The following is a 19830-nucleotide window of genomic DNA, read 5'->3' as shown; positions in this document are numbered from 1 at the left end:
GAGCAGGAGACACAACCATGCAAGTCAGGGAAAACCTCGCCAGCGCAGCCGTGAAACCGTCGGCCGACGCGCTGGTACCGCAGCAGAGCGACCGTCAGAAGTGGTGGCAGCAGCTCACCGAATACAGCCTGATCGCGATCTTCGCGGTGATGTTCATCACGATGTCGCTGACGGTCGATCACTTCTTCTCGATCGACAACATGCTCGGCCTCGCGCTGTCGATCTCGCAGATCGGGATGGTCGCGTGCACGATGATGTTCTGTCTTGCGTCGCGCGACTTCGACCTGTCGATCGGCTCGACCGTCGCGTTCTCGGGCGTGCTGTGCGCGATGGTGCTGAACGCGACCGACAACACGGTCGTCGCGATCGTCGCGGCGGTCGCGGCCGGGGCGGCGATCGGCTTCGTGAACGGCGCGGTGATCGCGTACCTGCGCATCAACGCGCTGATCACGACGCTCGCGACGATGGAAATCGTGCGCGGGCTCGGCTTCATCGTGTCGAAGGGGCAGGCGGTCGGCGTGTCGTCGGATACGTTCATCGCGCTCGGTGGTCTCACGCTGTTCGGCGTATCGCTGCCGATCTGGGTCACGCTGCTGTGCTTCATCGTGTTCGGCGTGCTGCTGAACCAGACGGTGTACGGCCGCAACACGCTCGCGATCGGCGGCAATCCCGAGGCGTCGCGGCTCGCGGGGATCAACGTCGAACGCACGCGCGTGTACATCTTCCTGATCCAGGGCGCGGTGACGGCGCTCGCCGGCGTGATCCTCGCGTCGCGCATCACGTCGGGCCAGCCGAACGCCGCGCAGGGCTTCGAGCTGAACGTGATCTCCGCGTGCGTGCTCGGCGGCGTGTCGCTGATGGGCGGCCGCGCGACGATCTCGGGCGTCGTGATCGGCGTGCTGATCATGGGCACCGTCGAGAACGTGATGAACCTGCTGAACATCGACGCGTTCTATCAGTACCTGGTGCGCGGCGCGATCCTGCTCGCGGCCGTGCTGCTCGACCAGCTGAAGAACCGCGGCGTGCGCGACTGACCGATTCGACGGAGACGATTCGCATGACCATCGAAACATCCGTGCAGCACACACCCGCCGCAGCAGGCGACGCGCGCTATGCGTGCTACCCGAGCCTCGAGGATCGCGCAGTGCTGATCACGGGCGGCGCGACCGGCATCGGCGCGTCGTTCGTCGAGCACTTCGCGCGGCAGGGCGCGCGCGTCGCATTCGTCGACCTCGATGCGCACGCGGGTGCCGCGCTCGCCGAGCGCCTCGCGCACGAGCCGCCGGTGCGCCACGCGCCGCTGTTCCTGCCGTGCGACCTGACCGACATCGACGCGCTGCGCCGGACGATCGACGCGATCCGTGCGCGGATCGGCGCGATCGCGGTGCTCGTGAACAACGCCGCGAACGACGCGCGCCATGCGATCGGCGACGTGACGCCGGAATCGTTCGACGCGGGCATCGCGGTGAACTTGCGCCACCAGTTCTTCGCCGCGCAGGCGGTGATCGACGACATGAAGCAGCAGCGCGGCGGCGCGATCATCAATCTCGGCTCGATCAGCTGGATGCTGAAGAACGGCGGCTATCCCGTGTACGTGATCGCGAAGGCGGCAGTGCAGGGGCTCACGCGCGGGCTCGCGCGCGATCTCGGGCCGTTCGGGATCCGCGTGAATTCGCTGGTGCCGGGCTGGGTGATGACCGACAAGCAGCGCAGGCTGTGGCTCGACGACGCGGGCCGCGCGGCGATCAAGGCCGGCCAGTGCATCGACGCCGAGCTGCTGCCGGACGATCTCGCGCGGATGGCGCTGTTCCTCGCGGCCGACGACAGCCGGATGATCACCGCGCAGGACGTGGTGGTCGACGGCGGCTGGGCCTGATTGCCGACGGCGTGTTCGCGTGACGCCGCGCGGCGCGCCGTATCGTTTCATCGACGAACGAAAGGAGCTCACCATGACTGCCACGTCCTCGCGCGCATCGTCGTCCACGAGTCAGTCGCGCCGCGCGCGCCTCGCGGCCGCCGCGCAGCCGGTCAGCGCCGGCCCGCAGACCGCCGCGTTCGCGCAGGGCGTCGGCGCCGCGCATGCGGCGGCCGTCACGCTGTCGAACGCGGCGTTGCGGCTCGACGTGCTGCCGCATCTCGGCGGCGGCATCGCGCGCTTCGACTGGCGCGGCGATCATGGCGCGCTGGTGCCGGTGTTCCGCCGCTGCGAGCATCCGGAAACCGCGACCGATCCGAACGAGCTCGCGTGCTATCCGCTGCTGCCGTACTCGAACCGGATCGGCAACGGCCGCTTCGAATGCGACGGGCGCAGCGTCGCGGTGCCGCGAAACCGCCGCGACGAGCCGCTGCCGATTCACGGCGACGGCTGGCTCGCGCGCTGGCAGGTCGACGACGCGACCGACACGACGCTGCAGCTGTCGCTCGATCGCACGAGCGGCGCGCCTTATGCGTTTCGCGCGATCCAGTCGTTCTCGCTCGACGACGCGACGCTGTCGATCACGCTGACGATCGAGAATGCGGGGCGCGTGCGGCTGCCGTTCGGGCTCGGCGTGCATCCGTTTATCGTGCGCGACGACGTGACGGAGCTGGCCGCGGCGGCGGGCGGGCTGTGGCTGTCGGGCGCCGATTTCCTGCCGGTGCGGCACGTGAGCGTGCCGCCGGCCTGGCAGTTCGGCGTCGCGTATCCGTTGCCGGCGACGCTCGTCAATCACGCGTTCACCGGCTGGGGCGGCCATGCGGCGGTGAGCTGGCCGCGCCGCGCGCTGTCGCTGACGATCGCGGCCGATTCCGACGCGTACGTGCTCTATACGCCGCCCGGCGAGCCGTTCTTCTGCTTCGAGCCGGTCGACCATCCGATCAATGCGGTGAACCTGCCGGGCGGCGCGGCCGCGCACGGGATGACGCTGCTCGCGCCGGGCGAGCGGCTCACGCGGCGTTTCGCGTTCACCGTCGAGCGGGCCGATGCGCGTGTCGACGCGGCCGCGCGCGAAGGGCGCGGCCGACGCGGGTAAAATACGCGGTCTACCAACGGTTTGCCGCGAGTATCCGCCATGTCTTCCCCGCTTACTTTCATCGAATCGCTGCGCGCCGCGTGGCAGCGCACGAATTCGCTGCTGTGCGTCGGCCTCGATCCCGAGCCGTCGCGCTTTCCCGTGCAGTTCGACGGCCAGCCCGATGCGATCTTCGAATTCTGCCGGCAGATCGTCGACGCGACCGCGCCGTATGCGAGCGCGTTCAAGCCGCAGATCGCGTACTTCGCCGCGCATCGTGCGGAAGACCAGCTCGAGCGGCTGATCGCGCACATCCACCTGCAGCATCCGGGCCTGCCCGTGATCCTCGACGCGAAGCGCGGCGACATCGGCAGCACGGCCGAGCAGTACGCGCGCGAAGCGTTCGAGCGCTATCGCGCGGATGCCGTCACCGTGAATCCGTACATGGGCTACGACTCGGTCGAGCCGTACTTCGAGCATGAAGGCAAGGGCGTGATCGTGTTGTGCCGCACGTCGAATCCGGGCGGCTCGGATCTGCAGTTTCTCGACACGAACGGCCGGCCGCTGTACCAGGTGGTCGCCGATCTCGCGGCGAACAAGTGGAACGCGAAGAACGGCCAGCTCGGCCTCGTGGTCGGCGCGACGTTCCCGAAGGAAATCGAGATCGTGCGCGGGATCGTCGGCGACATGCCGCTGCTGATTCCCGGCATCGGCGCGCAGGGCGGTGACGTGCAGGCGACCGTCAATGCGGGCCGCACGGCCGACGGCACCGGGATGATGATCAGCTCGTCGCGCGCGATCCTGTACGCGAGCAACGGCGACGATTTCGCCGAAGCCGCGGCGCTCGCCGCGCGCCAGACGCGCGACACGATCAACGCGCATCGCTGAAATACCGCGCCGCCCGCTCCGGGCGGCGCTTGCCGCGCCGGGCTCGCGTTCGCGGGCCGCGCACCTCGCCTTTCCACGTCGTGCCGCTCTGGCGCACGCGAACAATTTCCCGTCGCTTCCGCACTGCACGCGCGCTCGGCAAACGCGCGATGCTGCCGCTTGTCATCGATCCGTAACAACAATGTCAAGAATGGAGTGACGCCATGCCCCGCCTGTCCCGACGTTTTCTGAGCGCGCTTGCCGCGTCGTTGTGCATGTCGGTCGCCCACGCGGCCGATCTGTCGCACTGGCCGGCGGACAGCGCGAAGGCGCTGAACGACATGATCGCCGCGCATGCGCACCGCGGCGACTACGCGGTGTTCGACGCCGACAACACGACGTACCGCTACGATCTCGAGGAAGCGCTGCTGCCGTATCTCGAGAACCACGGCGTGCTTACGCGCGACTCGCTCGATCCGTCGCTGAAGCTGATTCCGTTCAAGGATTCGGCCGACTACAAGGAATCGCTCACGAGCTACTACTACCGGCTCTGCGAGATCGACGACCTCGTCTGCTACCCGTGGATCGCGCAGGCGTTCGCGGGGCTGTCGCTCGCGGACCTGAAGCGCCACGTCGACGCGATGCTCGCCGACGGCAAGCCGGTGCCGATCCGCTACTGGCAGGGCGACAAGGTCGTCGACGGCGCTGCGAACCCGCCGCGCTTCTTCCGCGGGATGCAGCAGTTGTACAACGCGCTGCACGAGAACGGGATCGAGGTCTACGTGATGACGGCCGCGCACGAGGAGCTCGCGCGGCTCGTGCTGGCCGATCCGAAGTACGGCTACAACGTGAAGCCGCAGAACGTGATCGGCGTGACGACGCTGCTGCGCAATCCGGCGACGGGCGCGCTGACCACGTCGCGGCTGCAGATCAAGGCCGGCAAGTACGACGAGGCCGCGAACCGCAGCCTCGTGATCACGCCGTTCCTGATGAACCCGATGACGTGGTACGAAGGCAAGCTCGGCTCGATCGTCGGCTGGATCGATCAGTGGAAGAAGCCGGTGCTCGTCGCGGGCGACACGCCGAAATCGGACGGCTACATGCTGCTGAATGCGACCGACGTCGCGCGCGGCGGCGTGCGCGTGTGGGTGAACAAGAAAGACAAGCAGATGACGCAGATCCGCGCGTGGGCGGACGAATCGGCCGCGCAACAGAAGTCGCTCGGGCTGCCGGTCACGGCGGACAAGAACTGGATCGTCGTGAAGCCCGACACGATCCAGTAAGCGTGCGCTGGCCGCCCAGGCTGCGACCGTGGCGCGGGCGGATCAGCGTTCGTGTTCGTCGAGCAGCTTCAGCAGCCCGCGCAGCGCGTGCGCGGCCGCCTGCGTGCGGATCTGCTCGCGGTCGCCCTTGAACACGACCGTCTCGACGTCGGTATGCAGCCGGTTGCTCCACGCGAACGACACCGTGCCGACCGGCTTCTTGTCGCTGCCGCCGCCGGGGCCGGCGATGCCGGTGACGGACAGCGCGACCTGCGCGCGGCTGTTGCGCAGCGCGCCTTCGGCCATCGCGCGCGCGACCGGTTCGCTCACCGCGCCGTGCTTGTCGATCAGATCGGGCGGCACGCCGATCATCTCGCTCTTGGCCTGGTTCGAATAGGTGACGAAGCCGCGCTCGAACCATTGGCTGCTGCCGGAGATGTCGGTGATCGCGGCGGCGATCATGCCGCCCGTGCAGGATTCGGCGGTGGCGAGCGACAGGTGCTCGTCACGCAGCTTGTTGCCTGCGCGGATCGCAAGCTGATGGACGACGGAATCGGTTGGCATGCGCGTCGGAAAACGGGAGTCGGGAAATCGGTCAGCCGGCGACGGAGCGCCACAGCGCGATCACGAGCAGCGTCATGAACGCGGCGATCAGGTCGTCGATCATGATGCCGAGCCCGCCTTTCACGCGACGGTCGAAATAGCGGATCGGCGGCGGCTTGAGCATGTCGAAGAAGCGGAACACGACGAACGCCCATAGCTGGCCGATGAAGGTCGCGGGCGTGACGAACAGCATCACGAGCCAGATCGCGACGATTTCGTCCCAGACGACGGCGCCCGGATCGGCCGTGCCCATCCTGCGGGCGGTGAACCCGGTGATCCACGTGCCGGCGACGAACCCGACCGCGATCAGCGCCCACCATTCGGGCACCGTCAGATAGCGGTTCAGCACGACGAACGCGAGCCAGCCGAACAGCGTGCCGAACGTGCCGGGCATGAACGGCGCGAGCCCGCTGCCGAAGCCGAGCGACACGAGGTGCGCGGGATGCGACAGCATCAGGCGCGCGGTGGCGCGCTGCGGCGCGGCGCCGGCGGCGCCGGGCGCGGCCGCCGGTTGCGCGGGCGTCGGATCAGTCTGCATGGAAGTGGTCGAAACCGTGCAACGTGAGGGTCAGGGGCGCGCCGGCGGCGTCGCGCCACGCGATCGCGGGCTGCTCCGACGGCGAGGACAACGCGCGTATTGTACCGATTCGCGTGACCCGGACGCCGGCGCTCGCGCCCGCCGCGTCGACCGCCGCACGGGCGGCGACCGGCGCGGTGAAGCACAGCTCGTAGTCGTCGCCGCCGGCCAGCGTGCAGCGCCGCTGCACGTCGGGCGGCAGCGTCGCGAGCGCGGCCGAGCGCGGCACCGCGTCGGCGTCGACGTCGGCGCGCACGTTCGAGCGCGTCAGGATGTGTTGCAGATCGCCGGCGAGGCCGTCCGAGATGTCGAGCGCCGCGTGCGCGACACCCGCGAGCGCGAGCCCGAGCGCGACGCGCGGCTCCGGACGCTCGAGCGCGTGCCGGAACGCGGCGGCTTCGTGCGCGCCGGCCGTCCATTCGCCGCGCGCGATTCCGAGCCCCGCGCGTGCGTCGCCGAGCGTGCCGGACACCCACACGTCGTCGCCGTCGCGCGCGGCATCGCGCCGCAGTGCGGCGTCGGGCGCGACTTCGCCGAACACGGTCACGCACAGGTTCAGCGGCCCGCTCGTCGTGTCGCCGCCGATCAGCTCGCAGCCGAAGCGCTCGGCGAGCGCGAAGAGGCCGTCGCTGAACGCCTCGAGCCACGCGGCGTCGGCGCGCGGCAGCGCGCACGCGAGCGTGAACGCGCGCGGCTCGGCGCCCATCGCCGCGAGATCCGACAGATTGACGGCGAGCGTCTTGTGGCCGAGCGCGTCGGGCGCGACATCGGGGAAGAAATGGCGGCCTTCGACGAGCATGTCGGTCGAAATGGCCATCAACTTGCCGGATCGCGGTGCGATCAGCGCGCAATCGTCGCCGATGCCGAGCGTCGACGCCCGCACGCCGCGGGCCGCGCGGCGCGCGAAGAAGCGATCGATCAGAGAAAACTCGGACAAGGCGGCTGGCACGGCGGACGGACCCGGAAGCGGTGAGCGGAACGGCATTGTACGCAGCGAACGGCGCCGTTCCTGCACCGTTCAGTACATTTTTGTCGCGGCTGTCACACCCGAATCGCCGATCTGGCGGCCTTCGATTGGCGCTACAATGCCGTCGAACAGTTATTCTAATCCGCCCGCCACGAGACACATGTCGACTCAAGCCTCCTCCAAAGCCAAGCTCCGCGAAGCCGCTCTCGACTATCACGAATTCCCGACGCCGGGGAAGATCGCGATCGCGCCGACCAAGCAGATGATCAACCAGCGCGACCTCGCGCTCGCGTATTCGCCGGGTGTCGCGTACGCGTGCGAGGAGATCGTCGAGAACCCGCTGAACGCCGCGCGGTTCACCGCGCGCAGCAACCTGGTCGGCGTCGTGACGAACGGCACCGCGGTGCTCGGTCTCGGCAACATCGGGCCGCTCGCGTCGAAGCCGGTGATGGAAGGCAAGGCCGTGCTGTTCAAGAAGTTCGCCGGCATCGACGTGTTCGACATCGAACTGAACGAATCGGACCCGCACAAGCTGGTCGACGTGATCGCCGCGCTGGAGCCGACCTTCGGCGGGATCAACCTGGAAGACATCAAGGCGCCGGACTGCTTCATCGTCGAGCGCGAAGCGCGCAAGCGGATGAAGATTCCGGTGTTCCACGACGACCAGCACGGCACCGCGATCGTCGTGGCCGCGGCCGTCACGAACGGCCTGAAGGTCGTGAACAAGGACATCAAGAAGGTCAAGCTGGTCGCATCGGGCGCCGGCGCTGCCGCGCTCGCGTGTCTGGACCTGCTGGTCGACATCGGCCTGCCGCTCGAGAACATCATCGTGACCGACCTGGCCGGCGTGGTCTACAAGGGCCGCACCGAGCTGATGGATCCGGACAAGGAGCGTTTCGCGCGCGAAACCGACGCGCGCACGCTCGCCGAGGTGATCGACGGCGCGGACATCTTCCTCGGCCTGTCGGCCGCCGGCGTGCTGAAGCAGGAGATGGTGAAGGGCATGGCCGAGCGCCCGCTGATCCTCGCGCTCGCGAATCCGACGCCGGAAATCCTGCCGGAACTCGCGCTCGAAGTGCGCCCGGACGCGGTGCTGGCCACGGGCCGCACCGACTATCCGAACCAGGTCAACAACGTCCTGTGCTTCCCGTTCATCTTCCGCGGCGCGCTGGACGTGGGCGCGACGACGATCACGCGCGAAATGGAGATCGCGGCCGTCAACGCGATCGCGGAGCTTGCGCAGCACGAGCAGAGCGACATCGTCGCGACCGCGTACGGGATCCAGGATCTGTCGTTCGGGCCCGAATACCTGATCCCGAAGCCGTTCGACCCGCGCCTGATCGTGAAGATCGCGCCGGCCGTCGCGCAGGCCGCAATGGACGGCGGCGTCGCGACGCGTCCGATCGAGGACATGGACGCGTACAAGCAGCATCTGCAGCAATTCGTGTATCACAGCGGCACGACGATGAAGCCGATCTTCCAGATCGCGCGCGCGGCGCCCGAAGAGAAGAAGCGCGTCGTGTTCGCGGAAGGCGAGGAAGAGCGCGTGTTGCGCGCGGTTCAGATCATCGTCGACGAAAAGCTCGCGAAGCCGATCCTGATCGGCCGGCCGTCGGTGATCGAGCACCGTATCCAGCGCTACGGCCTGCGTCTCACGCCGGGCACCGATTTCACGGTCGTGAACACGGAGCACGACGAGCGCTACCGCGACTTCTGGCAGACGTACCACAAGATGATGGCGCGCAAGGGCATCAGCGAGCAGCTGGCGCGCGTGGAAATGCGCCGCCGCACGACGCTGATCGGCTCGATGCTGGTGAAGAAGGGCGAAGCGGACGGGATGATCTGCGGCACGATCAGCACCACGCACCGCCACCTGCACTTCATCGACCAGGTGATCGGCAAGCGTCCTGGCTGCAGCGTGTACGCGGCGATGAACGGCCTCGTGCTGCCCGGCCGCCAGATCTTCCTCGTCGATACGCACGTGAACGTCGACCCGACCCCGGAACAGCTCGCCGAGATCACGATCATGGCCGCGGAAGAGGTGCGCCGGTTCGGCATCGAGCCGAAGGTCGCGCTGCTGTCGCACTCGAATTTCGGCACGAGCAACGCGCCGTCGGCGCAGAAGATGCGCGATACGCTCGCGATCCTGCAGGAACGTGCGCCGGAGCTGAAGGTCGACGGCGAAATGCACGGCGACGTCGCGCTCGACGCGGCACTGCGCAAGGAAATCCTGCCGGAGTCGACGCTCGAAGGCGACGCGAACCTGCTGATCCTGCCGAACATCGACGCCGCGAACATCGCGTACAACCTGCTGAAGACGGCCGCCGGCAACAACATCGCGATCGGGCCGATCCTGCTCGGCGCGGCGGAACCGGTGCACGTGCTGACGGAATCGGCGACCGTCCGCCGTATCGTCAACATGGCGGCGCTGCTGGTCGCCGACGTGAACGCCGCGCGCTGAGCCGGAAACGAGCGCCGCGCCGGTCGATCCGGTGCGGCGCGTCGGGCGAAATTGTAAACAAACGCAAAAAAGGGCGTGCCCGCAAGGGGCACGCCGTCGGGCAGGGCGCAACCGCGCTTCCCATAAGGAACAGCAGCATCTCTCCACTCCGGGTAACGAGCGTGGCAAGGAGGCAGGGTCTTGCCATGACGGAGATGCCGCGGGTATTTTATCCGATGTAAGATAAATGTAGTCTGATTTCGGTAAAAAATGCGCGATTCCGCGCGGCGCCGCGCTTTCGTTTCCCAAACGAACATTGATTCGCGCGAACAATAGCGCTACGCTAACGCCTTTGGTTGGTCGTCAACTACTTGATTTAACAGCGGGAACCCCGGTTCATGGCACGCAAGTGGCTCCGCAACGGCGCGCTCGCGTCCGTCTTCGCGATGTTCGCGATGGGTATCGTCGGCACGCCGACGGGCAGTCTGGTTTCCGCCGCTTATGCACGGCAGGCCGTTTCGGCCGACATGGCCGTCGGCGGGATCGATACGATCCCGACCGCCCGTCTGCCGCGCGAGGCCGTGACCACGCTTGGCCTGATCGGCGCCGGTGGCCCCTATCCGTACGATAAAGACGGCGTCGTCTTCGGGAACCGCGAGCGGATCCTGCCGAAGGCGAAGCGCGGCTACTACCACGAGTACACGGTGCCGACGCCGCGCGCACGCAATCGCGGCGCGCGCCGGATCGTCTGTGGCGGGCCATTGCGCCGGATCGACAACTGTTATTACACGGACGACCACTACAACAGTTTTAAACGTATTGTTGAATGACTTCGGGATGAACGGCATGAGCGACTCCATCTACGCGCACGATACGGCGGCGGCGGAACTGTTCGCGGCCGGCGACGGCAATCTGTTTCAGCGCGTGATGCAACTACACGCGGCGGCACAGGCCGGCGGCGCGCCGGAGCAGCCGGCGTCCGAGCCCGGGCTTTCATCGAACGAGGAGCCTATGAGCCTTTTCACGACCGTGCGACCCAATCTCGTGCAGTCGATCCGCGCGTTCCGCGTGCAGGATCTCGCCGACGAAGCCGGTCGGCTCGGCCAGCATTTCCTGTATGCGTATTGCGGCGCCGCGCAGTCGAAGCAGGAAGTGATGGAAACCATCGCGACCTCGTTCCTGTTTCCGAAGCATTTCGGGAAGAACTACGACGCGCTGTACGACTGCCTGACCGACCTCGTCGCGAAGGCCGGCGCGCAGCCCGGTTTCGTGATCGTCCTCGAAGGGCTGCCGATCGCGCAGAAATTCGACAAGGAAGGGCGCGAGACGTTGCTCGACGTGTTCCGCGAGGCCGCCGAGTTCTGGGCCGAGCGCAAGGTCGCGTTCCGCGTGTTCTATTCGTTCGCGTAACGCGCGAATCCGGTCGGCTGCGGCCGAATTGCAAAAAAGCCCGCTTCGAGCGGGCTTTTTTGCGTTCGCGCGACGCGTGCCGCGTGCGGATCGGAAGTTGCCGGGGCCGCGTCGCGGCCTGCGCGAGCTCAGCCCATCACCAGCCGCCCCAGCGCGCGGCCAGCGCCGCGAGCACGGCTGCGCCGGCCGTTTCGGTGCGCAGCACGCGCGGCCCGAGCGACAGCGCGGTGAAGCCATGCGCGCGCGCCGCGTTTTCCTCGTCCGGCGACAGTCCGCCTTCCGGCCCGATCAGCAGCGTGACCGCCGCGGCGGGCGGCGCGTCGGGCAGCGACGCGAACGGAACGCTCGCGCGCGGCGACAGCAGCAGCCGCAGCTCACCATCGGCCGGCGCGGCCGGCAGCGTGTCGAGCCACGCGCTGAAGCCGCGCACTGCCGCGACGTCAGGCACGCGGTTGCGCCCGCATTGCTCGCACGATGCGCGCACGACGCCGCGCCAGTGTGCGACGCGCTTGTCCGCGCGCTCGCCGGACAGTTTCACGACGCCGCGCGCGGTCGACAGCGGCACGACCGCCGCGACGCCGAGCTCGACGGCTTTCTCGATCACCCAGTCCATCTTGTCGCCGCCGGCGATCCCTTGCGCGAGCGTCACGCGATAGGGCGGCTCGGCCTCGGCCGGGTCGAACGCCTCGATCTGCGCGAATGCGTTGCGCTTGTCGATTTCGACGAGCCGCGCGCGGTACTGGCCGCCGCTGCCGTCGAACAGCGCGAGCGCGTCGCCGGGCTGCAGCCGCAGCACCTGCGCGTGGCGCGCGACGTCGGCCGGCAGCGCGAGCGTCGCATCGGCGCGTAGGGCCGTGTCGACGAAAAAGCGCGGCACGGCCGCGGTGGTGGTGGCTTCACTCATGCTCGGGGCGGCTCCGTTCATGCGGCGAGGCGGCACGCGAGCGCCCAGCGGTAGCCGTCGAGATCCTCGACCTGCGCGAAGCGGTCGCCCCAGAACTGATCCTGCGGCGCGCTCAGCGATTTCGCACCGGCGTCGAGCGCGCGCTGCCAGGTCGCGTCGACGTCGTCGACATACAGATAGAACGACTGCGGAGCGGTTGCGTGCGCACTTTTCGGCGTGAGCGCGATCGAGCCGAACGCGCCTTCCGGCGCGAACATCACGATCAGCTGGTCGCGGTAAGTCATCTCGACGTGCATGATCGCGCCATCCTCGTCGAGGATGTCGCGCAGTGCAAAGCCGAATGCGGCCTGGAAGAACGCGATGGCCGCCTGTGCATTGCGTACGGCCAGATAGGGCGTCAACCAAGGCACGTTGGCCGGACGTGGATCGGTCATGAAATCTCCTGTCGAACAGTGTTGGCGCTTCAGCGCGCACTCTGTTCCCATGCTTGGCGGTCGAACAGTGTTGGCGCGTCGGCAGCGACTCCGCTCCCGTGCTGCGCGGTGCAACGGAAAACGGCGCCCCGGGGCGCCCGTTGGGGCCCGCGATGCGGCGCCGCGACCGTGACGGGCGGCCGCTGTCGTGGCGGGCCTGCGCGTCGCGGGTTGCGCGCGGGAGCATCGCGACGAGCCCGCATCACGATGCGCGTGCCCGGAAGCTCAGCGGCGAACGCCCAGTGTATCGCGCAGCGCGCGCGGCAGGGCAAAGAGGGCCGCATGAAGTCGCGCATCGTAATAGCGCAACCCCTGCACGCGGCGCGCGGCGAGCCGTTCGTCGACGTCGTGCGCGAACAGCGCGGCCGCATCGAGCGTGTCGCTCGCGATCGCCATCAGCCATTGCGAACCGTACAGCGGCACGTGCGCGGACAGCGGATCGACGAACCTGAAGCTCGCACGCAGGTCGTCGAGCAGCGCGGCGATGCGCGCTGCGTGGAACACCGGCGAGCCGAGGTGCATCGAGATCGCGCCGCGCGGCGTCAGGATCCGCTTGAGGCGTGCGTAGAACTCGCGCGTGTAGAGGCCTGCCGCCGGCGAGTCGGGCGGCGTGAGGTCGAACACGACGAGATCGAAATGCTCGACGGTCGACGCGACGAACTGCGCGGCGTCGCCGATCACGACCTCGACGCGCGGGTCGTCGAGCGCGCCCTGGTGCACGTCGTCGAGATAGCGGCGCGCCATCCCGACCACTTCGTCGTCGAGCTCGGCGACCACGATCCGCTCGATGCACGCGTGCTTGAGCAGCTGGCGCGCGGCGCCGCCGTCGCCGCCGCCGAGCACGAGCGCCTTCCGCGGGCACGGATGCGCGAGCGCAGCCGGGTGCGTCATGCACTCGTGGTACACGTATTCGTCGCCGACCGACGTCATCGGCCGGCCGTCCAGCGTGAACAGACGGCCGAGCTGCGCGGTTTCCCAGACCTCGATGTGCTGGTGCGGCGATGCGACGTGCGCGAGCCGTCGGGCATTGGGGAAGCCGTAAGCAACGTCGGGCGTGGGATGAAAGAGAAGGGTCGTACTCAAGGGCGGGGGCCGCTCGGGGCGGGGAGTTCCGACGCCTGAATTATAGGAGGCGCGCGGTCCCATGGAAATGCGTGCCCGAACACCGCGCACCGACAAGGGAAATGTCGGCCCATCTGTTAAAATGACGAGCTTTGCAGCCCCGTCCGTAGGCTCCGTCCGCTTCGCGTCCGTCAGGCGCCGCACCGCGCGCCGGGAACGATTGACGCTCGAGCTTGCGGATGCCGCCGTGCCCCCGTTTCCTCGACTCGTTCTCCGGACTCGACATGACGACTTCGTCTCCCGCCTCCACCACCCTGATGGCCAACGCGATCCGTGCGCTCGCGATGGACGCCGTCCAGCAAGCGAACTCCGGTCACCCCGGCATGCCGATGGGCATGGCCGAAATCGGCGTGGCGCTCTGGTCGCGCCACCTGAAGCACAACCCGACGAACCCGCACTGGGCGGACCGCGACCGCTTCGTGCTGTCGAACGGCCATGGCTCGATGCTGCTGTATTCGCTGCTGCACCTGACCGGCTACGACCTGCCGATCGAAGAGTTGAAGAACTTCCGACAGCTGCACTCGAAGACGCCGGGCCACCCGGAATACGGGATCACGCCGGGCGTCGAGACGACCACCGGCCCGCTCGGCCAGGGTCTCGCGAACGCGGTCGGCATGGCGCTCGGCGAAGCGCTGCTGGCCGACGAGTTCAACCGCGACGGCGCGAAGATCGTCGATCACCACACGTACGTGTTCCTCGGCGACGGTTGCCTGATGGAAGGCATCTCGCACGAAGCCTGCTCGCTCGCGGGCACGCTGAAGCTGAACAAGCTGATCGCGCTGTACGACGACAACGGCATCTCGATCGACGGCGACGTCGTCAACTGGTTCCACGACGACACGCCGAAGCGCTTCGAGGCGTACGGCTGGAACGTGATCCCGAACGTGAACGGCCATGACGTCGACGCGGTCGACGCGGCGATCGCGAAGGCGAAGCTGTCGGACAAGCCGACGCTGATCTGCTGCAAGACGGTGATCGGCAAGGGCGCGGCCACGAAGGCCGGCGGCCACGACGTGCACGGCGCGGCGCTCGGCGCGGAAGAAATCGCGAAGACGCGCGCGGCACTCGGCTGGACCTGGGAGCCGTTCGTGATTCCGCAGGAAGTCTATGCGGCGTGGGACGCGAAGGAAGCCGGCAAGCGCGCCGAAGCTGCATGGAACGACACGTTCGCGCAGTACCGCGCGAAGTATCCGGCCGAAGCCGCCGAATTCGAGCGCCGGATGGCGAACAAGCTGCCGGCCGACTGGGCCGAGAAGGCTGCGGCGATCATCGCCGGCGCGAACGAGCGCGCCGAGACGGTCGCGACCCGCAAGGCGTCGCAGCAGGCGATCGAAGGGCTTGCCGCCGTGCTGCCGGAACTGCTCGGCGGCTCGGCCGACCTGACCGGCTCGAACCTGACCAACTGGAAGGCATCGAAGGCGGTGCGCGCGAATCCGGAAGGCGCGGGCGTGCTGCTCGGCAATCACATCAACTACGGCGTGCGTGAATTCGGGATGAGCGCCGCGATCAACGGCCTCGCGCTGCACGGCGGCCACAAGCCGTTCGGCGGCACGTTCCTGACGTTCTCCGACTACAGCCGCAACGCGCTGCGCGTCGCGTCGCTGATGAAGGTTCCGTCGATCTTCGTGTTCACGCACGACTCGATCGGCCTCGGCGAAGACGGCCCGACGCACCAGTCGATCGAGCACGTGTCGAGCCTGCGCCTGATCCCGAACCACGACGTATGGCGTCCGGCCGACACGGTCGAGACGGCCGTCGCATGGACGCACGCGGTCGCCGCCGATCGTCCGTCGAGCCTGATCTTCAGCCGCCAGAACCTCGCGTTCAACCCGCGTACCGATGCGCAGATCGCGAACATCGGGAAGGGCGGCTACGTGCTGAAGGACTGGGACGACGAGATCGTCGCGCGCAAGATCATCCTGATCGCGACGGGCTCGGAAGTCGAACTCGCGATGAAGGCCGTCGAGCCGCTCGCGCAGCAGGGCATCGCGGCCCGCGTCGTGTCGATGCCGTCGACCAACGTGTTCGACCGCCAGGACGCCGAGTACCGCGAACGCGTGCTGCCGCACGGCGTGCGCCGCGTCGCGATCGAAGCGGGCGTGACGAGCTTCTGGCACAAGTACGTCGGCCTCGAAGGCGGCGTCGTCGGGATCGACACGTTCGGCGAATCGGCGCCGGCCGGCGTGCTGTTCAAGTACTTCGGCTTCACCGTCGAGCACGTCGTCGAGACCGCGAAGGCCGTGCTGGCCTAAAAGCATTCGCGACGCGCGCGGGCCGCCCCGCGCGCGTCGCACCGTGAAGCTGCACGAAACGAATTTTTTCAGCCATCAGGAGATAGACCATGACGATCCGCGTCGCAATCAACGGCTACGGCCGTATCGGCCGCAACACGCTGCGCGCGTTCTATGAAAACGGCAAGAAGCACGATCTCGAGATCGTCGCGATCAACGATCTGGGCGATGCGAAGACCAACGCGCACCTGACCCAGTACGACACCGCGCACGGCAAGTTCCCGGGCGACGTGTCGGTCGACGGCGACTACCTCGTCGTGAACGGCGACAAGATCCGCGTGCTCGCGAACCGCAACCCGGCCGAACTGCCGTGGGGCGAGCTGGGCGTCGACGTCGTGATGGAATGCACGGGCTTCTTCACGACGAAGGAAAAGGCGAGCGCGCACCTGAAGGGCGGCGCGAAGAAGGTGATCATCTCGGCACCGGGCGGCAAGGACGTCGACGCGACGATCGTCTACGGCGTGAACCACAACGTGCTGAAGGCCGAACACACGGTCATCTCGAACGCATCGTGCACGACGAACTGCCTCGCACCGCTCGTCAAGCCGCTGAACGACAAGATCGGCCTCGAAACCGGCCTGATGACGACGATCCACGCGTACACGAACGACCAGGTGCTGACGGACGTCTACCACGAAGACCTGCGCCGCGCGCGTTCGGCCACGCACAGCCAGATCCCGACGAAGACGGGCGCCGCATCGGCGGTCGGCCTCGTGCTGCCGGAACTGAACGGCAAGCTCGACGGCTACGCGATCCGTGTCCCGACGATCAACGTGTCGATCGTCGACCTGTCGTTCATCGCGAAACGCGACACGACGGTCGAGGAAGTCAACGCGATCATGAAGGAAGCATCGGAAGGCGCGCTGAAGGGCATCCTCGGCTACAACGACGCACCGCTGGTGTCGATCGACTTCAACCACAACCCGGCTTCGTCGACGTTCGACGCGACGCTGACCAAGGTGTCGGGCCGTCTCGTGAAGGTATCGAGCTGGTACGACAACGAGTGGGGCTTCTCGAACCGCATGCTCGATACGGCAATCGCATTCGCGAACGCGAAGTAATCGCAGTCATCGCGGACGTCGCGCGGCCGCCGCACGGTGGCCGGCGTGGCGAACGAACCCGGCCTGGGGCTTTCCCGGCCGGGTTTTTTATTGCCCGGCGTTTGCCGTCACGTGTTCGATCGCATCGGCGAACGCATGCTTCAACGGGCTGTCGAGATCGGTCCACGCGTGGCCGATGCCGCTTCGATGAGCGGCCAGGTCGAGCGGCCGCGCGAGCACGCTCGGCGGCAGCGCGCTCGCCGCGTGCGCCGGCGACCGGCAGCGTGCGATGAAGGTGCTGATCGATTTCGCGGACGAAACCGCGTGACGGTGCGGCGTCAGCGCGTCGCGATGACGGCGGCGCGCTTCGCAACAACGCACGCCCGCGATCCGCGGCGCGTGCGTTGTTCGTCGTGCGGCGCAGGCGGATTGCGGGCCCGCCGCCTCACCGCATGACGTGTCGCGTGCCGCGGTGTCGCGGCACGCGCGTTCATCGAGCGCATGCTCGCGTCTCGCGATCCGTCGGAACGGCGGCCGGCACGGCCGGGCGGAGGGGAGCTGGGGCGCGCGCGGCGATTACGCGCGCGGCGTCGGGAAGAAGATGCCCGCGCGTTGCGCGGCGTTCGCGATGTGCGTCTCGATCGCGGTGCCCGCGGCCGCGGCATCGCGCGCGATCAGCGCGTCGACGATCGCGCGGTGCTCGTGCCACGTCGACAGCAGCAGCTCGCGCCGGTAGAACGGCATGCGCTGGCTTTCCTTCATGATGTCGGCGCTGCTGCGCAGGATCGACTCGATCGCCGCGTTGCCCGCGAGATGGATGATCCGCATGTGGAAGTCGAAGTCGAGCCGCGACGCCTCGTCGAGCGCGCTGTCGGTCAGCGCGACGTGCAGGCAGGCGAGGTTCTCCTCGAACCACGCGATGTCGTCGTCGGTGACGACGTGCGCGGCCATCCGCGCGGCGAAGCCTTCGAGCGCGTAGCGCATCTGGTACGTATCGGGCGGCGACGACTGCTCGGCGAATTGCCACGCATGCGCGGCCGTCGCCTGCGCGCTTTCGACGTACACGCCCTTGCCGGCGCGGATGCGCAGCATCCCGAGCGCTTCGAGCGTGGACAGCGCCTCGCGCAGCGACGCGCGGCTGATCTCCAGCTCTTCGGAGAGCTGGCGCTGGGCCGGCAGCAGGCTGCCGACCGGATAGACGCCTGCCTCGATCCGGTCGCGGATCGTCGCGATGGCGGCGTCGGTCACGGTGTGCGGAACGTTCTTCATGATGTGAGCGATGGCCGGTCTGACCGGCATTGTAATCCGCACGCGCACGGTGCACGACCGACGTACGGGAAAGCCACGATCGGCCCCTCTTTAACCCGCACCGCAGGGCGCGCGAGCGCGGGAAATCCCTATTTTGTTCGTCCTTGACGCGACTATATCGGCTTCCTACTATCCACCATAACATCACTGGTCTTACCAGTATGAACAGACGAAACTGCAACCGTTGGATCGGGAGAGCGCCGTGTCGAAATTCCTCAATTCGCTGTTTGGCCGGGTAGTCGTCGCATTGATACTGGGGGTCGCGCTGGGCGCGTTCTTCCCGCATTTCGCCGAGTCGCTGCGACCGCTCGGCGACGGCTTCCTGAAGCTGATCAAGATGGTGATCGGCCCGATCGTGTTCTGCGTGGTGGTCAGCGGGATGGCCAATGCGGGCGATTTGAAGAAGGTCGGCCGCGTCGGCCTGAAGGCGGTCGTCTACTTCGAGGTGATGACGACGCTCGCGCTCGGCATCGGGCTCGTGCTCGCATGGGTCACGCGTCCGGGCGTCGGAATGAACATCGACCTGCGCTCGCTCGACGCGGCGTCGCTGTCGACGTACGCGAAGAACGCCGAGAGCCTGAAGGACACGGCCGGCTACCTGATGAAGATCATCCCCGACACCGCGATCGACGCATTCGCGAAGGGCGACATCCTGCAGATCCTCGTGTTCGCGGTGCTGTTCGGCTCCGCGCTGTCGCTGCTCGGCGACAAGGCGCAGCGCGTGAACAGCCTGATCGAAGAGCTGTCGCACGTGTTCTTCCGCATCATCGGCTTCATCATCAAGCTCGCGCCGCTCGGCGTGCTCGGCGCGATCGCGTTCACGACCGGCAAGTACGGCGTTGCGTCGCTCAAGCAGCTCGGCTATCTCGTCGCGGTGTTCTACCTGAGCTGCTTCGTGTTCGTGACGGTCGTGCTCGGCGTGGTGATGCGGATCGCCGGCTTCTCGGTGTTCAAGCTGATCCGCTACCTGCGCGAGGAACTGTCGATCGTGCTCGGCACGGCGTCGTCGGACGCGGTGTTGCCGCAGGTGATGAGCAAGCTCGAATACATGGGCATCAAGGATTCGACGGTCGGCCTCGTGATCCCGACCGGCTACTCGTTCAACCTCGACGGCTTCTCGATCTATCTGACGCTCGCGGTGCTGTTCATTGCGCAGGCCACCAACACGCCGCTGTCCACGCACGACCTGATCGTCGTGCTGCTCGTGTCGCTCGTCACGTCGAAGGGCGCGCACGGGATTCCCGGTTCGGCGATCGTGATCCTCGCGGCGACGCTGTCGGCGATTCCCGCGATTCCGGTGCTCGGCCTCGTGCTGATCCTGCCGGTCGACTGGTTCGTCGGCATCGCCCGCGCGCTGACCAACCTGATCGGCAACTGCGTCGCGACGGTGGTGGTCGCGGTGTGGGAGAACGACATCGACCGCGCCCGCGCGACGCGGGTGCTGAACCGCGAACTGCGCTACGTGGCCGATGCGCCGGGCAGCGCCGCCCCGGTCGCCGGCGACCAGGCCCACGCGCTCTGAGCGCGATTCGCGCGCGGCGCGGCGCACTGGCCGCGCCGCGCGAACGATTTCTTG

General features: G+C 67.7%; 18 protein-coding genes and 1 pseudogene. 11 read left to right on the top strand and 8 right to left on the bottom strand.

The features are described 5' to 3' along the window. Positions 1-17 precede the first annotated feature (17 nt). The 5 genes from araH (at position 18) to BSE24067_RS12570 (ending at position 5140) form a co-directional block, all read left to right on the top strand. Positions 18-1034, top strand: coding sequence for an L-arabinose ABC transporter permease AraH (araH, locus tag BSE24067_RS12590; protein ID WP_151067316.1), 1017 nt, complete (start codon positions 18-20; stop codon positions 1032-1034). Between the two features lie 23 nt (positions 1035-1057). Then, entirely contained in the window at positions 1058-1876 is an 819-nt protein-coding gene (locus tag BSE24067_RS12585; protein WP_151067315.1) for an SDR family NAD(P)-dependent oxidoreductase, read from the top strand. A 73-nt stretch (positions 1877-1949) separates the two neighbouring features. Further along, positions 1950-3011 (top strand): aldose 1-epimerase, encoded by a 1062-nt coding sequence (locus tag BSE24067_RS12580; protein ID WP_151067314.1) that lies wholly within the window; start codon positions 1950-1952, stop codon positions 3009-3011. A gap of 39 nt (positions 3012-3050) precedes the next feature. Next, a complete protein-coding gene (gene pyrF / locus BSE24067_RS12575; RefSeq protein WP_151067313.1) occupies positions 3051-3878 on the top strand; it encodes an orotidine-5'-phosphate decarboxylase in 828 nt (275 codons plus the stop codon). A gap of 203 nt (positions 3879-4081) precedes the next feature. Next, a complete protein-coding gene (locus BSE24067_RS12570) occupies positions 4082-5140 on the top strand; it encodes an HAD family hydrolase (RefSeq protein WP_151067312.1) in 1059 nt (352 codons plus the stop codon). Between the two features lie 42 nt (positions 5141-5182). On the opposite strand, the gene BSE24067_RS12565 is transcribed toward BSE24067_RS12570, so the two are convergent. From BSE24067_RS12565 to thiL, 3 genes are read right to left on the bottom strand one after another with little or no spacing between them, the layout of a single operon-like run. After that, a complete protein-coding gene (locus BSE24067_RS12565; protein ID WP_151067311.1) occupies positions 5183-5683 on the bottom strand; it encodes a CinA family protein in 501 nt (166 codons plus the stop codon). Positions 5684-5714: 31 nt separating this feature from the next. Further along, positions 5715-6260, bottom strand: a complete 546-nt coding sequence (locus tag BSE24067_RS12560) for a phosphatidylglycerophosphatase A family protein (protein ID WP_151067310.1) — start codon at positions 6258-6260, stop codon at positions 5715-5717. Further along, positions 6250-7284 carry a thiamine-phosphate kinase gene (thiL, locus tag BSE24067_RS12555; protein ID WP_174904770.1) on the bottom strand — a complete coding sequence of 345 codons (1035 nt, stop codon included), beginning with the start codon at positions 7282-7284 and terminating at the stop codon, positions 6250-6252. The genes BSE24067_RS12560 and thiL overlap by 11 nt, the downstream gene beginning before the upstream one ends. A 100-nt stretch (positions 7285-7384) precedes the next feature. On the opposite strand from thiL, the gene BSE24067_RS12550 reads away from it, so the two are divergent. The 3 genes from BSE24067_RS12550 (at position 7385) to BSE24067_RS12540 (ending at position 11116) form a co-directional block, all read left to right on the top strand. Beyond that, the gene (locus BSE24067_RS12550) at positions 7385-9727 is read left to right on the top strand and encodes an NADP-dependent malic enzyme (protein WP_367647136.1); all 2343 of its coding nucleotides are present in this window, start codon (positions 7385-7387) and stop codon (positions 9725-9727) included. Positions 9728-10104: 377 nt separating this feature from the next. Next, positions 10105-10536, top strand: coding sequence for a ribonuclease (locus BSE24067_RS12545; RefSeq protein ID WP_151068136.1), 432 nt, complete (start codon positions 10105-10107; stop codon positions 10534-10536). Between the two features lie 16 nt (positions 10537-10552). Beyond that, positions 10553-11116, top strand: coding sequence for a barstar family protein (locus BSE24067_RS12540; RefSeq protein ID WP_151068138.1), 564 nt, complete (start codon positions 10553-10555; stop codon positions 11114-11116). Positions 11117-11252: 136 nt separating this feature from the next. Here the strand turns inward: BSE24067_RS12540 and BSE24067_RS12535 are convergent, their stop codons facing one another. From BSE24067_RS12535 to speE, 3 genes are all read right to left on the bottom strand, one after another. After that, positions 11253-12020 carry a 16S rRNA (uracil(1498)-N(3))-methyltransferase gene (locus BSE24067_RS12535; RefSeq protein ID WP_151068140.1) on the bottom strand — a complete coding sequence of 256 codons (768 nt, stop codon included), beginning with the start codon at positions 12018-12020 and terminating at the stop codon, positions 11253-11255. Positions 12021-12037: 17 nt separating this feature from the next. Next, entirely contained in the window at positions 12038-12454 is a 417-nt protein-coding gene (locus BSE24067_RS12530) for a VOC family protein (protein WP_151068141.1), read from the bottom strand. A gap of 264 nt (positions 12455-12718) precedes the next feature. Then, positions 12719-13576 carry a polyamine aminopropyltransferase gene (gene speE / locus BSE24067_RS12525; RefSeq protein ID WP_151068143.1) on the bottom strand — a complete coding sequence of 286 codons (858 nt, stop codon included), beginning with the start codon at positions 13574-13576 and terminating at the stop codon, positions 12719-12721. Between the two features lie 218 nt (positions 13577-13794). On the opposite strand from speE, the gene tkt reads away from it, so the two are divergent. Continuing rightward, entirely contained in the window at positions 13795-15867 is a 2073-nt protein-coding gene (tkt, locus tag BSE24067_RS12520) for a transketolase (RefSeq protein ID WP_151068145.1), read from the top strand. 89 nt (positions 15868-15956) lie between these two features. Continuing rightward, on the top strand, positions 15957-16967 hold the full coding sequence (gene gap / locus BSE24067_RS12515) for a type I glyceraldehyde-3-phosphate dehydrogenase (RefSeq protein WP_151068147.1): 1011 nt from the start codon (positions 15957-15959) through the stop codon (positions 16965-16967). A gap of 87 nt (positions 16968-17054) precedes the next feature. Here the strand turns inward: gap and BSE24067_RS12510 are convergent. Both BSE24067_RS12510 and BSE24067_RS12505 read right to left on the bottom strand, forming a co-directional pair. Then, a pseudogene (locus BSE24067_RS12510) lies at positions 17055-17219 on the bottom strand (LysR family transcriptional regulator); the annotation flags it as partial. 303 nt (positions 17220-17522) lie between these two features. Beyond that, complete coding sequence (locus BSE24067_RS12505) at positions 17523-18245, bottom strand: FadR/GntR family transcriptional regulator (RefSeq protein WP_151068148.1); 723 nt, start codon at positions 18243-18245, stop codon at positions 17523-17525. 211 nt (positions 18246-18456) lie between these two features. Here BSE24067_RS12505 and BSE24067_RS12500 point away from each other — a divergent pair, with 211 nt between their 5' ends. Continuing rightward, positions 18457-19776 (top strand): C4-dicarboxylate transporter DctA, encoded by a 1320-nt coding sequence (locus BSE24067_RS12500; protein WP_151068150.1) that lies wholly within the window; start codon positions 18457-18459, stop codon positions 19774-19776. Positions 19777-19830: the final 54 nt, after the last annotated feature.

This window comes from Burkholderia latens (assembly GCF_902499045.1).
GTDB classification, from domain to species: domain Bacteria; phylum Pseudomonadota; class Gammaproteobacteria; order Burkholderiales; family Burkholderiaceae; genus Burkholderia; species Burkholderia latens.
The sequence above is the reverse complement of the archived record's forward strand: the minus strand, read 5'-3'. Positions and strand labels throughout refer to the sequence as shown.